Annotated in this window: 6 protein-coding genes and 2 pseudogenes; 6 read left to right on the top strand and 2 right to left on the bottom strand. The window is 73.9% G+C overall.

The features are described from left to right. Positions 1-640, bottom strand: a pseudogene (locus BM237_RS30590) (hypothetical protein); the annotation flags it as partial. After that, positions 574-1,761, bottom strand: a pseudogene (locus BM237_RS28180) (cytochrome P450); the annotation flags it as partial. The pseudogenes BM237_RS30590 and BM237_RS28180, both read right to left, overlap by 67 nt. A 305-nt stretch (positions 1,762-2,066) precedes the next feature. On the opposite strand from BM237_RS28180, the gene BM237_RS28175 reads away from it, so the two are divergent. From BM237_RS28175 to BM237_RS28150, 6 genes are all read left to right on the top strand, one after another. Beyond that, entirely contained in the window at positions 2,067-9,341 is a 7,275-nt protein-coding gene (locus tag BM237_RS28175) for an amino acid adenylation domain-containing protein (protein WP_425443753.1), read from the top strand. Beyond that, the gene (locus tag BM237_RS28170; protein ID WP_093852574.1) at positions 9,338-10,540 is read left to right on the top strand and encodes an FAD-dependent oxidoreductase; all 1,203 of its coding nucleotides are present in this window, start codon (positions 9,338-9,340) and stop codon (positions 10,538-10,540) included. The genes BM237_RS28175 and BM237_RS28170 overlap by 4 nt, the downstream gene beginning before the upstream one ends. Continuing rightward, entirely contained in the window at positions 10,537-11,925 is a 1,389-nt protein-coding gene (locus BM237_RS28165; protein WP_093852573.1) for a phthiocerol/phthiodiolone dimycocerosyl transferase family protein, read from the top strand. The genes BM237_RS28170 and BM237_RS28165 overlap by 4 nt, the downstream gene beginning before the upstream one ends. 18 nt (positions 11,926-11,943) lie before the next feature. Continuing rightward, positions 11,944-12,828 carry an SDR family oxidoreductase gene (locus tag BM237_RS28160; RefSeq protein ID WP_093852572.1) on the top strand — a complete coding sequence of 295 codons (885 nt, stop codon included), beginning with the start codon at positions 11,944-11,946 and terminating at the stop codon, positions 12,826-12,828. A 103-nt stretch (positions 12,829-12,931) separates the two neighbouring features. Beyond that, complete coding sequence (locus tag BM237_RS28155) at positions 12,932-13,384, top strand: nuclear transport factor 2 family protein (protein ID WP_093852571.1); 453 nt, start codon at positions 12,932-12,934, stop codon at positions 13,382-13,384. A 112-nt stretch (positions 13,385-13,496) separates the two neighbouring features. Continuing rightward, a partial coding sequence (locus tag BM237_RS28150; RefSeq protein ID WP_139238200.1) for a type I polyketide synthase occupies positions 13,497-16,975 on the top strand: 3,479 nt, incomplete at its 3' end.

The raw sequence follows: 16,975 nt of genomic DNA, 5'->3' as shown, positions 1-16,975 counted from the left end.
CGGGCTGCCAGGCGTTGACGCCGGGGCCGGTGCGCAGGACCACGCCGGCCAGGTCGGAGCCGATGATGTGGTAGGGCAGGTCGTGGCGCCTGGCCAGGGGTGAGGTGCGGCCGTAGCGCTCCAGGAAGCCGAAGGTGGGGACCGGTTCGAAGATCGAGGTCCACACCGAGTTGTAGTTCACCGAGGAGGCCATGACCGCCACCAGGGCCTCGCCCGGGCCCAGTTCCGGCAGGGGCACCTGGTCCAGGTGCAGGGACTTGCGCGGGTCCTTCTGGCGGGTGGGCATTCCGGCGAACATGTCGGCCTCGTCCTTGTGCACGGTGACCGCGCGGTAGGACTCGGGCAGCGCCAGGTTGGCGAAGTCGGCGGGCTTGCTGTCCGACGCGAGGATCGCGTCCAGGATCTCCCTCACTCCGTTCCCGCCCTCCTCGGCACCCGGCCGCGGGCGCCGTCGCGGGGCGTCAGGCGCACGTGCGCCGGTTCCGCGGCACGCAGGGTCATGCCGAGCTGGAGGGCGATCTCGGTCTTCGGAGCGGTGAGGCGGAAGCGCTGGAGCAGGCCGGCCAGGCCGATGACGCCCTCCAGCATGGCGAAGTACTGGCCGATGCAGGCACGAGGGCCGCCGCCGAAGGGGAACCAGGCGTACCGGGGGCGCGCGGCCTCCAGCTCCGGGGCGAACCGGTCGGGGTCGAACCGGTCGGGGTGCTCCCAGTGGCCGGGGTGGCGCTGGGTGACCCACGGGCTCACGTAGACGTCGGAGCCGCCGGGGATGTGGAAGCCGCAGACCTCGCTGTCGGCCACGCTGCGGCGGCCCATGATCGCGACCGAGGGGTACATCCGCAGAGCCTCCTTGAAGACCCGCGTCAGATAGGGCAGTTCGTCCAGGTGCTCGGCGCCGGCCGTACCACCGGACAGCACCGCGTCGACCTCGGCGTGCGCCTTCTCCTGGGCCTCGGGGTGGCAGGCGAGCAGGTGCAGGGCGAAGGCGAGCGCGGTCGCCGTCGTCTCGTGCCCGGCGAGGAGGAAGACCAGCACCTGGTCGCGGATCGCGTCGGGGGAGAGGGCCGACCCGTCCTCGTCGCGGGCCAGGATCAGCCGGGAGATCATGTCGTCGGCCTCACCCGGAGTGGCGGAGCGCTCGGCGATGATGCGGTCGCAGATGGCGTACAGCTCCCGCTGGGCCGCCTGCGTCCGGCGGTTGGCCGGAGTCGGCCAGTGGCGGGGCAGGCGCAACGGTGTCACACCGCGCCGCAGAACGCTCTCGCCGATGACCGGGAAATTTCTCCGGACGACGTCCGCGGCGGCATCGATATCAGCTCCGAACAGAACACGGGTAACCGTTCTGAGTGCGAACTCGGCCATTTCCTCGGCCGCGTCGACGACTTTTTCGGAAAGCGAGTTCCAGCGGTCGGCGGTGGCGACGGCCTCACCGTACACGGCACTGGCATATGCGTCCACCCGGCGGCGGGTGAAAAGCGGCTGGATCATGCGGCGCTGTCGGATGTAATCCTCGTCCTGGCTGGTCAGCAGGCCGTTTCCGATGGACTCCCGGATCTCGGTGTAGACGTCGTTCTCCTTGCGGAAGTTCGACGCCTGGGAACCGAGCACCTGCTGCACGCCCTCGGGGGAGAAGACCGCGTAGAGGCTGGCGCGCAGCCCCGGCGGGCCGGCGTCGAACCTGACCACGTCACCGTGGTCGCGCCGGGCCCTGAGGTAGGCGCCCAGGGTGTCGTGGCGGAGATCCCGCAGCGACCCGAGCACGGGGTGGGCGGCGACCAGCGGTACTTGTGCGCTCACGGAACTTCCTCCCAGGGGTGACCCGACGACGGCCGAGGCGTTCGTCCAAGGATTCTTGTCATCCGGGACGGGATTTCGCCAGAGGGGCCGGTGAATTTTCCCGCTTTCCGTACTTGGTCCGAGGAGTCGGCAGGGGAGAGCCGTTCATGCGGGTACCGCGGTGCTGGTACTCCCAGTACCAGTCCCGGGGCTTTCTGGATGATCCGAAATTCCCGGGTCAGGGTTCGGCTGCGAGATTGGACTCCGAGGCGACCCGAGTAGAGGACATCTTGAATTCATTCGAGTGGGCACCGCTGACGGCATACCAACGTGATATCTGGGTGGCCAACGCCCTGTTCCCGAAGCTCCCCCAGTTCAATCTCTTCGTCTCCCAGCGGCTGACGGGCCCGGTCGACACCGACCGGCTCGCGGCCTGCCTGCTGGAAGCGGTCCGCCGCAACGACGCCCTCCGCCTGCGGTTCACGGAGGAGGACGGGACCCCCCTCCAGCGCGTGGACTCCTCCGACGGGCCGCAGGTGCGGATGCTGGACTTCACCGGCGAGCCCGACCCCCGGGCGGCCTGCGAGGCGTGGATGGCCGAGTCCTTCGGACGCCCCCTGTCCCTCACCGGTGGCCCGGCGTACGAGCTGGCGGTGCTCAAGGAGAGCGGCACCGCGGCCCACGCCTACGTGAAGGCCCACCACATCCTCACCGACGCCTGGGGACTGAACCTCCTCCTGGAGCAGGTCCGCGCCCACTACGCGGGGGAGGCCGACGACGCGCCGGCCCCGTCCTGCCTCGCCGCCCTGGAGGACGAGGAGCGCTACCGGAACTCCCCGCAGTACGGCAGGGACCGCGACCACTTCCGCACCGCCCTGGCGGGCGCCGTCCCGCCGCTGTTCACCAGGCGGGCGCCCAGCGGATCGCGCGGCAGCGGGCGCCACTCCTTCGGGCTGCCGCGCGAGGCCGCCGAGCGGATCCGCGAACGCGGCCAGTCGCCGTTCGCCTTCGTCACGGCGGCCTTCGCCGCCTACCTCTCCCGCGTCCACCTCGCCGACGACGTGGTCATCGGCGTCCCGCTGTTCAACCGGCGGGGCAGGACGCAGCGGCGCACGGTCGGCCACTTCGCCAACACCCTCCCGCTGCGGGTGCCCGTGGCGAAGGCCGCGACCTTCGCGGAACTCGTCGCCGCCGTCCAGGCCGGCTCCCGCGAACTCCAGCGCCACGAGCGGCTGCCGCTGGGGGACGTCCTGCGGGACCTCCCGCCCGGCAGCCCCCGCGAGCTGTTCGACGTCACGGTCTCCTACGTCCAGTGGCCGAGCCCCCGGGAGATCCCGGGCCTGCGGCAGGAGTTCGCCGGCGGGACCCGCGCACACGACGGGGACGCCCTCGCGGTCGTGGTCGCCGAGACGGCCGGCACCGGCGACATCACCGTCGAACTCGACTACGCCCGTGACGTCTTCGACGAGGACTTCCCCGCCGCGGCCCTGGGCCGCCACATCCGCAACCTGGTCCTGGACGCCCTGCGCGACCCCGACCGCCCCGTCGGCGCGATCGGGATGCTCGACCCGGACGAGCGCGAGGAGATCGTCCACGGCCTCAACCGGACCGCGGTGGACTACCCGGCGGACCGGACCCTGCACGGCCTCTTCGAGGAGCAGGCCGCGCGGACCCCCGACCGCACCGCGGTCGTCGGCCCGGGAAGCGGCGACGCCCTCACCTACGCCGAACTGGACGCGCGGGCGGGCCGCCTGGCACGCGCCCTGCGCGCGGACGGCGTGGAGCCCGGCGACCGGGTGGCCGTCGCGCTGGAGCGCTCCACGTCCACGCTGGTCGCCGTCCTCGCCGTGCTGAAGGCCGGCGCCGCGTACGTGCCGGTGGATCCCGCACACCCCGCCGAGCGCATCCGCCTGCTGCTGGAGGACAGCGGCGCCCGGGCGATCCTGACCGGCCCCGGCACCCCCGCGCCGCCCCGGGGCCCGGCCGTCGTCCGCCGCGCGGACGAACCCCTCACCGGGCCCTTCGGGCCGCTGCCGGACTCCGGCGGACCGCACGACCTGGCGTACGTGCTCTACACCTCGGGCTCCACCGGCCGGCCCAAGGGCGTCATGGTCGAGCACCGCTCGGTCGTCAACCGGCTCACCTGGATGCAGCGCCGCTACGCGGTCGGCGACGGCGACGTGCTGCTGCAGAAGACCCCGATCTCCTTCGACGTGTCGGTGTGGGAGCTGTTCTGGTGGGGGCTCGCCGGCGCGCGGCTCGCCCTGCTCGCGCCCGGCGCCGAGAAGGACCCGCGCGAGACGCTGCGCACCATCGGCGAGCGGGGCGTCACCGTCGTCCACTTCGTCCCGTCGATGTTCGGGCCCTTCCTCGACCTGCTGGAGAGCCGGCCCGAGCTGCGCGCTGAGGCGGGCTCGCTGCGCCGCGTCTTCTGCAGCGGCGAGGCGCTGCCCCCGGAACAGGTCAACCGCTTCAACCGGCTCCTCGGCCCGGCCGGCACCCGGCTGGTCAACCTGTACGGCCCGACCGAGGCGACCGTCGACGTCTCCTTCCACGACTGCCCCGGCGACCCCTCCCGGCCCGTCGGCCGGGTGCCCATCGGCCGGCCCATCGACAACATCCGCCTCCACGTCCTGGACCGGCACGGCAACCCCCAGCCCGCCGGCGCCCCCGGCGAGCTCTGCGTCGCCGGCGACGGCGTCGCGCGCGGCTACCTCGGCCGCCCGGAGCTGACCGCGCGGAAGTTCACCGACGACCCCTTCACCCCCGGCGGGCGCCTGTACCGCACCGGTGACCTGGCACGCAGGCTCGCGGACGGCGAACTGGAGTACCTGGGCCGGATGGACGGCCAGGTGAAGGTCCGCGGCAACCGGGTGGAGCTCGGCGAGGTCGAGCACCGGCTCTCCCGGGTGCCCGGCGTCCGCGGCGCGGTGGTGGTCGACACGGTCGACGAGGACCGCTCCGTGCGGCTGGCCGGCTGCTACGTCGCCGACCGCGACCTGGACGCGGCCGGCCTCCGCGCCGCGCTCGCCCAGTCGCTGCCCGACTACATGATCCCGGCGCGGTACGTCCGCGTCGACCGGATCCCGCTGACCCCCAACGGCAAGGCCGACCGCGGCGCCCTGCGGCGGCTGCTCCCCGCGGAGGCGGGCCGCGGGGCGGGTTCCGGGCAGGCTCCGCGCAACGCCACGGAGGCGGCGCTCGCGGAGATCTGGTCGAAGGTGCTCGGAGTCGAACAAGTCGGTCCCCACGACGACTACTTCGCGCTCGGCGGCGACTCGATCCTGATGCTGCGGGTCCGCGCGGAGGCGGAGAAGCGCGGCCTGCGGGTCACCCTCCCGGACCTGGCCCGGCACACCACCGTCGCCGAACTGGCCGCCCGCGTCACCCCCGCGACCGCGGACGACGGCGAGGCCGCCCCCGAGCCGTTCGCCCTGGTGCCCGGGGTGGACCGGGCCCGGCTGCTCGGCACCGGGGCCGAGGACGCCTACCCGGCCACACGCCTCCACCTGGGCATGCTCTACCACAGCAGCGAGGAGAAGACCTCCACCGTCTACCGCGACGTCTTCCACTACCGCCTCGCCTGCGCCTGGGACGAACCGGCCTTCCGCGCCGCCGCGGACCGGCTCGTCGCCCGCCACCCCGCCCTGCGCTCCTCCTTCGCCCTGGCCGGCCACTCCGAGCCGCTGCAGATCGTCCATCCCCGCGTGACGGGCGTGCTGTCGGTCGCCGACCTGCGCGGCACCGACGGGACGGCAGCCGAGAAGGCACTGCGCGAACACATCGAGGAGCGGCGCCACCATGCGTACGACCACGAGCGTCCCGGTCTGTACCACCTGCACGCGCACGTCCGCGACGGAGGCCGCCTCGACCTCGTCCTCAGCTTCCACCACGCGATCCTCGACGGCTGGAGCGTCGCCGGCCTGATGTCCGAGCTGCTGCGGGACTACCTGCACGGCCTCGGCGCGGACGTGGCACCGGTGCCCGACGCCGCCCTGCCCTCCCCGGCCCTCCACGTGCGCGACGAGCGGCGGCTGCTGGAGTCCCGCGAGTCCCGGGAGTACTGGCGCGACCTGCTCGACGGCGCCGAGCCCGTACAGCTCGACCCGTTCGTGCCGTACGAGCCCTCGCCGGGCGAGGAGAGCGTGGTGCGCCACGTGGAACTCCCCGCCGACCTCGACGAGGCGCTCAAGGGCTTCGCGCGCGGCCACGCCCTGCCGCTGCGGCTGGTCCTGTTCACCGCGCACTGCCTGACCCTGCGGCTCCTGGCGGACACCGACGACGTCACGACGGGCCTGGTGACGCACGGCCGTCCGGAGACGGAGGGGGCCGACCGGATCGCGGGCCTGTTCCTCAACACGATGCCGTTCCGCCTGCGCCCGGGGCAGGAGAGCTGGCTGGAGACCGTCCGCGACGTCGTCCGCCAGGAGCGCGACTCCCACCCCCACCGCGCCTACCCCCTCAGCGCCGTGCAGGACGACCGCGGCGGCGCCCCGCTTCTGGACTCGGCCTTCACCTTCGTGCGGCTGCACACCCTGGAGGAGCTGTTCGCCCGGGCGGACCTGGAGCTGCTGGACCTGACGACCTACGAGGAGACCAACTTCGCGCTGCTGGTGAACGCGATCGTCGACCCCCGCGACGGGCGCACCCGGCTGCGCCTGAACTGCGCGGGCCGGTCGTTCACCGCCACACAGGCGGACCTGCTGGCCGACACCTACACCGCGATCCTCCGCCGCATCGTCGAACACCCCGAGGAGGCACCGGACTTCCACTTCCTGGTGGAGTCGGACGAACTGCCCACGAACCCGGCCGCGGAACCCGCCGACGTCATGAGCCTGTTCGCCGCCACGGCCGCCCGGCAGCCGGACGCCGAGGCCGTCGTGCACGGCGGCACCCGGTGGACGTACGCGGAGCTGGAGCGGGCGGCGCGGCAGGTCACCCGGCGCCTGCACGAGCTGGGCGTGGAGCCCGGGGCCGGGGTCGGGATCGCGCTGGACCGCTCCCCCGAGATGATCGCGACCGTGATCGGCGTCCTGCGGGCCAAGGCGGCGTGCGTACCGCTGGACGTCAGCTACCCGCCGGAGCGCATCGCCCGCATGGTGGAGCGGGCCCGGCCGTTCCGGGTCGTCGCCCACGAGCGGCACGCCGGACTCGTCCCCGACCCCGGGCTCGTCCTGCCGGTCGAGTCGATCCCCATGCCCGGCCCGGACGGCGGAGCCGAGCCGGCCGGGGAGCGGGAGACCGGGACTCCGGAGACCGGAGAGCGGGAGACCGGCGCCCTCCCCCTGGACAGCCTGGCACTGATCCTGTTCACCTCCGGCTCCTCCGGCGAACCCAAGGGCGTCGAACTCCCGCACCGGCTGTGGGCCAACTACACGCAGTGGCAGCTGCGCGCGGAGACCGCCGCGCCCGGCGCCCGCACCCTTCAGTTCGCCCCGCTCAGCTTCGACGTCTCCTTCCAGGAGATCTTCTCCACCCTGGCCGCGGGCGGCACCCTCCACCTGGTGTCCGAGCCGGACCGCCGCGACCCCTCCGCGCTGCTGCGGCTGATGGACGAGCAGGAGATCGAACGCTGGTTCATGCCGTTCGTCGCCCTCCAGCAGATCGCCGAGGCGTCACAGCTGCTGGGCGTCCGGCCGCGCGCCCTGCGCGTTCTGATCTCCTCCGGAGAGCAGTTGCGCGTCACCGAGGAGGTACGCCGCTTCTGCGCGGCCCGCCCCGGCACCCTGCTGGAGAACCAGTACGGGCCGACCGAGACCAACATCGCCAGCGCCCACCTGCTCTCGGGCGACCCCGCCGGCTGGCCCGCCCTGCCCCCGATCGGCACCGCCATCGACGGCGCCGAGATCCATGTGCTCGACTCCCGGCTGCGGCCGGTGCCCGCCGGCGTCCGGGGCGAGATCTACCTCGGCGGCGCCTGCCTGGCGCTCGGCTACCGGGGCCGCCCCGACCTGACCGAGGAGCGCTTCGTCCCGCACCCCTGCGGGAAGCCGGGCGTGCGGCTCTACCGCACCGGCGACCTCGGCCGGGTCCTGCCCGGCGGGGACACCGTCTGGCTGGGCCGCGCCGACAACCAGGTCAAGGTGCGCGGATTCCGCGTCGAGCCGGCCGAGATCGAGATCGCCCTCACCGCGATGTCCGACGACTTCCCCGGCATCCGCGGCGCCGCCGTGGTGGCCCGCGGCCGCGGCGACGGCCTCGACTCCTTCCTCGTCGCCTTCCTCCTCGGCGAGGAGGGCTCCGCCGACCTGGAGGAGGTCCGCAAACGGCTCCGCGCCGTGCTCCCCGAGTACATGGTCCCCGCGCACCTGGCCTGGCTGCCGCGCCTGCCGCTGACCCCCAGCGGCAAGCGCGACGACGCGGCGCTGCGGCGGATACCGCTGGAGACCCGGCGGGAAGCCGGCTCGGCCCCGCCGCGCAACGCCCACGAGCGGGCGCTGACCGACATCTTCGGCGAGATGCTGGGGCGCCCCGGATTCGGGATCCACGACGACTTCTTCGAGAGCGGCGGCACGTCGCTGACGGCGATGCGGCTGATCGTCACCATCGAGAAGCGGTTCGGCGTACGCGTCCCGCTGACGGCCTTCGTCGCCGCCCCCACCGTCGCCCGGCTCGCCGAACTGCTGCGCACCGGGGACGCGGCCGCCGCCTTCGACCCCGTGGTGCCCATCAGGAGCGGGGGGAGCCGGCCGCCCCTGTTCCTCGTCCACCCCCTGGGCGGCAACGTCCTGTGCTACGTGCGCCTGGCCCGGCACCTGCCCGACGACCAGCCGCTGTACGCGCTCCAGGCGGCCGGCGCGGAACCGGGCACCGAGCCGGTCGCCACCATGGAGGGGCTCGCCGGGAGCTATCTGGAGGCCATCCGCAGAGTGCAGCCCGAAGGCCCCTACCACCTGGGCGGCTGGTCCTTCGGGGGCTTCGTCGCCTTCGAGATGGCCCGGCAGCTGAAGCGTTCCGGACGGGACGAGGTGGCCTCCCTGATCCTGCTGGACTCCATCGCCCCCTCGCCCGGGGAACGCCCGGACGTGGCCGAGCGCGCCATGATGGAGTGGTTCTTCTGGGAGCTGATCTGGGTCGACCGCGGAGGCAGCGCCCCCGTCGAACGCATCCCCGACGAGCTCGGGACCGACGACGAGCGGCTCGACTTCATCGCCGAGCGCGCGGCCCGGGCCGGGATCGTGTCCGCCCGCGGCGCCCGCTCGGCCGTCCGCCGGCTCTTCGAGGTCTACAAGGCCAACTGGGCCTCGCTGCGCGACTACCAGCCGGCCCCCGACCCCGTCGACGTCACCCTGATCAAGGCGACCGCGCCGCTGCCCGACGTCCTCAGGCCCATGCACGGAGCGGCCCGCACCCTGCACGACGCCCCGGCCAACGGCTGGGCGACCCTCACCAGCGGCCGGCTGGACGTCGTCGACGTCTCCGGCGACCACCTCCTCCTCCTGGACGAGCCGCACGTGCGGTCCGTCGGCCGGGCCGTCGCCGGGGCGATGGCCGCGGGGACGGAGGAGCCGGACGGCCGGACGGGCCGGGAACCGGTACTCACCGACGAAGGGGCAGCACAGTGACGACAGGCCGGAACGGGAAGGCGATCGTCGTCGGGGCCGGCATCGGCGGACTCGCCGCGGCGGCCTGTCTGCGGCGGGTCGGCATGGACGTCGAGGTGTACGAACGGGCGCGGGAACTGCGGCCCGCCGGCGGGGCGCTGTCCTTCATGACCAACGCGGTGGTGGCGCTGCGCACCCTGGGCATCGACCTCCGGCTGGAGGAGAACGCCGAGATCCTGGAGGAGCTCCACTTCCTCACCGCCCGCGGCAAGGTCATCCGCACGCTGCGGTTCAAGGAGATCTGCGACCGGCTGGGCGCCCCCAGCTTCGGTGTCACCCGCACCCTGCTCCAGCGGCTGCTGCTGGAGCAGGTCGGCGACTGCCCGGTCGTACTCGGCGCGGCGGCCACCGGCTTCACCCCCGACGGCGACGGCGTGCGCGTCCACTTCGAGGACGGCCGCGAGGCCCGCGGCGACGTGCTCATCGGCGCCGACGGCTTCGGCTCGGCGGTCCGGCGGCAGATCGCCGGACCCGAGACACCGCGCGAGACCGGCTACCTCTGCTGGGTCGCCACCCCCGAGTTCACCCATCCGCGCGTCACCAAGCAGTACGGCGCCCACTACTGGGGCCGCGGACGGCGCTTCGGACTCGCCAACATCGGCGGCGGCCGGGTCTACTGGTGGGGCACGAAGAACATGCCCGCGGAGCGCGCCCGCGACTGGGACGGCGACAAGGACGAGATCGTCCGCGCCTACGCCGGCTGGGCCGACGAGGTGCAAGCCGCCGTCGCCGCGACCCCGTTCGAGCAGATCACCGCGTTCCCCGCGCGCGACCGCCCGTTCCTGGAGAGCTGGGGGCGGGGACCGGTCACGCTGCTGGGCGACGCGGCCCACCCCATGATGACCAGCCTCGGCCAGGGCGCGTGCATGGCCGTGGAGGACGCCGTCGTCCTCGCCCACCACCTCGCCCGGGAGCCCGGCAGTCCGCAGCGGGCCCTGCGGGCCTACGAGGCGGAACGCCGTCCCCGCACGCGCCGGATCGTCGAGGGGGCGCACGCGCTCAGCGGGCTGGAGCAGACCGAGAGCCCACTGCGGTTGATGGGCCGGAATCTCTTCTTCCGCCTGGCGCCCTCCTCGGTGCTCGACAAGCAGAACGCGGAGTACCTGGACTTCCCCGGCACCCGCGCCACAGACGACCACACGATGGAGGTGCAGCCGTGAAGCGGCCCGCCGCGCACACCGAGGCAGAACGCCCGCTGAGCCCACTGGAGCGCTGGTACTGGATCGTCGACCAGATCTCCCCGCTCAACGTCATCTCGCACGCCCGGATCCACGGCGGACTGTCGGAGGAGCTCCTGGCCCAGGCACTGGACGCCCTGCAACAGCGCCACCCGATGCTCCGCACCGCCATCCGGGCCGACGCCGCGGGCCGCGGACCCCGCTTCACGGCGGCCCCCGGGAACCCGATCCCGCTGCGTTCGGTGACCGCCGGGGCGCCCGGGGAGGCGACCGCCGACGACCGCTGGGAGAAGGAGGTCAACGGACACGAACTCGTCACCCCGGTCGACTGGAGCAGGGGCCCGCTGGCACGCGCCGTCGTGATCAGCACGTCCGGCGCCGAACCCGGCGAGCAGGACGTCCACGACCTCCTGCTCACCCTGCCGCACTGCATCGCGGACGGCACCACCGTCCTCACCCTGATGCGGCAGTGGATCGAACTCGCCGCCGAGATCGAGGCGGGCGACCTCGACCCCGACGGACTCACGGTCTGGTCCGAACGCGTCCTGCCCGCACCCGAGGGAATGCTCCCCCCCGACCACCGCGGCCTGTCCGGCCTGCGCCGGATCGCCGCCCAGCAGCTGACCGACCAGGGTGTCGCGCGCCGGCTGAAGCCGCGCCGGATGGAGGCCACCCGGCGGGTGCCGTTCCGGGAACGCACCACCCGGCTCCTGCACCGCTCGCTCTCCGCCGACCAGCTGGCCGACCTCGCGGAGGCGTGCCGCAGGGAGCAGACCACGGTGCACGGCGCACTGGCGGCGGCCATGGTCCGCGCCGTCGCCGAGGACGCCGGCGCCGGGCCGGGCCCCGTGATGATCGGCTCCCCCATCACCTTCCGCGACGCGCTCGTCCCCCGGGTGACCGACCGGGAGATCGGCACCTACGTGGCGACCGTGCCCACCGTCGTCGACTACCGGCCGGACGCCTCCCTGTGGCCGATGGCGCGGACCGTCAGCCGGGACCTGGTACGGCGCCGCCAGCGCGGCGAGCACCTGACCGCCGTCGCGACCCTGGGCCTGGTGTCGCCGAAGTCGGTGGACAAAAGCGCCAGGTTCCTCCGCTTCATGGAGGAGAAGGGCCCGATCACCCTCTGCATCTCCAACATCGGCCGCTACGACTTCCCCGGCAGCGTCGGACCGTGGCGGGTCTCGTCCGCCCAGTTCATCGCCGGACTGTCCGTCAACGCCCTGTACTGCGCGACGGTCAACACCAGCCACGGGCGGATGGCCTGGAACTTCACCCACGTCGAGGGAGCCGTGCCGGCGGACCGGGCGGAGCGGATAGCCGCCGGATCCGTCGACGCGGTCCTGGCGGCGAGCAAGTCCTGAGAGAACTCGGAGGAACACGTGTCGAACAGGTCGGGTCTGCTGCCCCCCGACGGGCGGGCCGTCGTCATTACCGGAGCCTCCTCGGGGCTGGGGGAGTCCTGCGCGCTGAACCTGGCCCGCGTGGGCTTCCACGTCTTCGCCGGGGTCCGGCGCGCCGAGGACGGCGAGCGGCTGCGCCGCGCGGCGACCGGCCGGCTGACCCCGGTGACGCTCGACGTGACGGACGAGGGCTCGGTCGGCGAGGCCGTGCGCGAGATCGGCGCGCACACCGGTGAGGACGGCCTGTGGGGCCTGGTCAACAACGCGGGCATCGCCGTCACCGCACCCCTGGAGTGCGTCGGCACCGAGCTGCTGCGCCGCCAGCTCGACACCAACGTCGTCGGCCAGCTCGCCGTCATCCGGGGCTTCCTGCCGCTGCTGCGCGCCGGCGGCGGGCGCATCGTGAACGTGACCTCGGGCCTGGGGAACGTCGCCATCCCCTACCTCGGGGCCTACGCCGCCGCCCAGTTCGCCAAGGAGGCCCTCAGCGACGCCCTGCGCCGCGAGCTCGCCCCTCAGGGGATCACGGTCTGCGTCGTCCAGCCCGGTGCGATCATGACCCCGATCTGGGACAAGATGTCCACCGAGGCCGGCAGGACGATCGAGGGCGCCGCCGCACCGCTCCAGGAGCTGTACCGGGACACCTTCCTCCGCTTCGTCGAGACGAACGAGCAGCAGGCCCGCGGCAGCCGCAAGACCCCCGACGACGTCGCCCGGACCGTCTTCCGCGCCCTCGTCGCCAGGCGTCCCAGGACCCGTTACGGCGTCGGCGCCGACGCGACCGGCGGGCGCCTGCTGGCCCGGCTGCTGCCCGACCGGGCCGTCGACCGCGTCTTCGGCTCCGTCGTCCGGCCCTCCCGCTGACCCCACCCCCCCCGTAACCCCCGTCCGAAACCGCGTCCGAAACCGCGTCCGAAACCGCGGGGCATCCCGCATCCCGTGCGGAGCCCGCAGAAAGAGAGACGACATGTCCGCAGTCCAGCCACAGGAGCTGAAGCGACTGTTCGCCCACAGCCTGGAGTTGCTGTCGCAGGGGAAGGTCGAGGAGTGGGTCGGCCTGTTCGCCGACGACGGCGTCCTCGAGTTCCCCTACCCGGCGCCCGGCTTCCCCACCACGATGCGCGGCAGGGACGAACTCCTCGCCCAGATGCGGATGTTCGCCGAGCAGCTCCGGGCCGAATTCTCCGAGCCGGAGTTCTACGCGGTGACCGACGACGGCCTGCTCGTCGCCGCCTACACCGCCGACTGCACCCTGGTCGCCACCGGCGGCCGGTACCGCCAGACGTACCTGTCCGTGGTGCGCTTCGAGAACGGAGCGATCACGCTCTTCCGCGACTTCTGGAACCCCTGGCTCGTGATGGAGGCGGCCGGCGGCGAGGTCGCCTGGAAGCAGGCCATCCAGGCACTCGCCGACCGCTGACCTCCGCGGCGGGAGCCACTCCCGACCGCCGGCCCCCGACACGCCCGGCACCCCGCGACGGTGCCGGGCCCACGGCTTCCCACGCACACACACCACGAGGGACGGGCACCCTATGACCGAGCAGAGCCGCAGCGACCGCAGCACGCCGGGTGCGCAGACGGACGAGCCGATCGCCGTGATCGGCCTGTCGTGCAGACTGCCCGGAGCGAGCAGCCCCGAGGAGTTCTGGCGGCTGCTGCGCGGCGGCACCGACGCGGTCACAGAGGTGCCGCCCGGACGCTGGGGGGCCGGGGAGCCGCACACCGGGGACGCCCCCGCCCCCGGCGCGGCCGACATCCGCCGGGGCGGCTTCGTCGACGGCGTCGACGAGTTCGACGCGGCCTTCTTCGGCATCTCGCCCGGCGAGGCCCTCGCCATGGACCCGCAGCAGCGCCTGGTGCTCGAACTGGCCTGGGAGGCCCTGGAGGACGCCCGGATCCTCCCCGGCAGCCTCGACGGCAGCGGCACCGGCATCTTCGTCGGCGCCATCTGGGACGACTACGCGCGCCTGCTGCACGAGTACGGACCCGGCGCCGTCGACCACTACACCCTCACCGGCCTCCAGCGCGGCATCATCGCCAACCGGGTGTCGTACGCGCTCGGACTGCGCGGCCCCAGCATGACCCTCGACAGCGCCCAGTCCTCCTCCCTGGTCGCCGTGCACACCGCCTGCGCCGCCCTGCGCGCCGGGGAGTGCGACGTGGCCGTCGCCGGCGGGATCAACCTCGACCTCATACCCGAGAGCGCCCTCGCCCTCGCCCGGGTCGGCGCGCTCTCGCCCGGCGGCCGCGTCCGCGTCCTGGACGCGGAGGCCGACGGGACCGTGCGCGGTGAGGGCGGCGCGCTGGCCGTCCTCAAGCCGCTCTCCGCAGCCCTCGCCGCGGGCGACCCCGTGTACTGCGTGATCCGGGGCAGCGCCGTGAACAACGACGGCGCCACGGACGGTCTGACCGCCCCCGGCGCCGAGACGCAGAGCGCCGTGCTCCGCGCGGCCTGCCGCCGCGCCGGAGTCGACCCCACCGACCTCCAGTACGTCGAACTGCACGGCACCGGCACCCCCGTGGGCGACCCGGTCGAGGCCCTGGCCCTGGGGACCGTCGCCGGCCGGGGCCGCCCGGCGGACTCGCCGCTGCTGGTGGGCTCGGTCAAGACGAACATCGGCCACCTGGAGGGCGCCGCGGGCGTCGTGGGCCTGCTCAAGGTCGCCCTCGGCATCCGGCACCGGGAACTCCCGCCCACCCTCCACCACCACACCCCCAGCCCCGCCGTCCCCCTGGACGAACTGCGGCTGCGCGTCCAGCGGGAACTCGGCCCCTGGCCGCGGCAGGACGTCCCGCTGCTCGCCGGCGTCACCTCGCTGGGCGTGGGCGGCACCAACTGCCACGTGGTGCTCGCCGAGGCACCGCACCGGGACCGGGAGGCGGAACGGGAGGCGGCGCATGTGCCGGAAACCCCCGCCGCCCCTCTGCCCTGGGTGCTCTCCGGCCGTACGGAAGCCGCCCTGCGGGCCCAGGCGGCCCGCCTGGCCGACCACCTCGACTCCCGGCCCGGAACCGGCCCCGCGGAGGTGGGACTCGCCCTCGCCACCACCCGCACGGCCTTCGAGCACCGTGCCGCCGTGGTCGGCACCGGCCGCGGCGAACTCCTGGCCGGACTGCGGGCCCTGGCCGACGGCACACCGTCGACCCACACCGTCTCCGGCACCCCGGCCGAAGGACGCCTCGCCGTCCTCTTCGGCGGGGGCGGCAGCCAGCGCGCGGGCATGGGACGCGAGCTGTACGCGGCCCACCCGGTGTACGCGGCGGCCTTCGACGCCGTCTGCGAGCAGCTCGACCGGCACCTCGACCGGCCCGTGCGGGAACTGATCCTCGCCGAGCCCGGCTCCCCCGAGGCCACCCTGCTCGACCGCACCGACTACGCGCTGCCCGCCCTCCTCGCCGTCGAGACCGCCCTGTACCGGCTCTACGAGAGCTGGGGCGTGACCCCCGACCACCTCACCGGCCACTCCATGGGCGAACTCACCGCCGCCCACGTCGCGGGGGTGCTGTCCCTGCCCGACGTGTGCCTGCTGGCCGTCGAGCGGGCCCGGCTCATCCAGTCCGCCGCCGGGGGCGCCATGGCCGCCGTCCAGGCGAGCGAGGAGGAGGTCCTCGCCGACCTCGGCCGGTACGCGGACCGCGTCTCGGTCGCGGCGGTCAACTCGCCCGACGGCACGGTCGTCTCCGGCGACGAGGACGCCGTGCTCGACCTGTGCGCCCGGTGGAAGGCCCGGGACCGCAAGACCAAGCGCCTGGCCGTCACCGTCGCGGGCCACTCCCCGCACATGGACGGCATCCTCGACGCCTTCCGCGAGGTCGCCCGGAGCCTGTCGTACGCACCGGCCCGCATCCCGGTGGTGTCGAACGTGACCGGGCGGATCGCCACCGACGAGGAGCTCACCTCCCCCGAGTACTGGGTGCGGCACATCAGGGCCACCGTCCGCTTCGCCGACGGCATCCGGGCCCTGAGCGACGAGGGCGTCACCACGTTCCTGGAGCTGTCCCCGACCCCTGTCCTCACCCAGGCCGTCACCACCACCCTCGAAGGCGCCCGGCCCCGTCCGGCCACGGTCTCCGCCCTCCAGCAGGACCGCCCCGAGGCCCGGACCGCCGTGGCCGCCCTCGCACGGCTGCACACGGTGGGCGCCGCCTGGGACCCGTCCGCCGTCTTCCCGCCCGGCACCCGCCCGTGCGACCTGCCCACCTACGCCTTCCAGCGCAAGCGCTACTGGCCCGCCCCGGCCGGCCGGCGCCGCGACGGCGCACCGGCCGGAAACGGCGGGCTCAGGGGCGTCGCGTCCGGGACCGCGGCGCCGGACGGCGACAGCGCCTCCGGGGCGCTGCGGCGGCGACTGGCCGACCTGCCCGGCGCCGAACGGGAACGCGTCCTGCTGGACCTGGTGGACGCCGCCGTCGCGGTCGTCCTCCAGCGGCCCGGCACGGAACCGGCGGACCCCGGCACGCCCTTCAGGGACCTGGGCTTCACCTCGCTGCGCTCGGTCGAACTGCGCAACCACCTGGAGACCGCCACCGGCCTGCGCCTGCCCGCCTCCCTGCTGTTCGACCACCCCACCCCCGAGGCCCTGGTCGGCCGGCTCCTCGACGAGCTGCTGGGCGGATCGGACGGGGCCGCGAAGGAGCTGTCCTCGGCGCCGGTGGCGGTGGCGGCGGTGGACGAGCCGGTGGCGATCGTGGGGATCGGGTGTCGGTTCCCGGGTGGGGTGCGGGGTCCGGAGGATCTGTGGCGTCTGGTGGCCGAGGGTCGGGACGCGGTCTCGGGGTTTCCGGAGAACCGGGGGTGGGATCTGGAGGGGTTGTACGACCCGGATCCGGAGAGTGTGGGGACGTCGTATACGCGGCGGGGCGGGTTTTTGCATGATGCGGACCGGTTCGACGCGGAGTTCTTCGGGATCTCGCCGCGGGAGGCGCTGGCGACCGATCCGCAGCAGCGGTTGCTGCTGGAGACGGCGTGGGAGGCGCTGGAGCGGGCGGGGATCGATCCGGGGTCGCTGCG

This window comes from Streptomyces mangrovi (genome assembly GCF_900114215.1).
Classification (GTDB): Bacteria; Actinomycetota; Actinomycetes; order Streptomycetales; family Streptomycetaceae; genus Streptomyces; species Streptomyces barkulensis.
This window is presented reverse-complemented; position numbering and strand designations above follow the sequence as displayed.

Coding starts and splice junctions, on each gene's coding strand:
- BM237_RS28155 (WP_093852571.1), top strand. CDS start 12,932: ATGTCCGCAGTCCAGCCACAGGAGCTGAAGCGACTGTTCGCCCACAGC.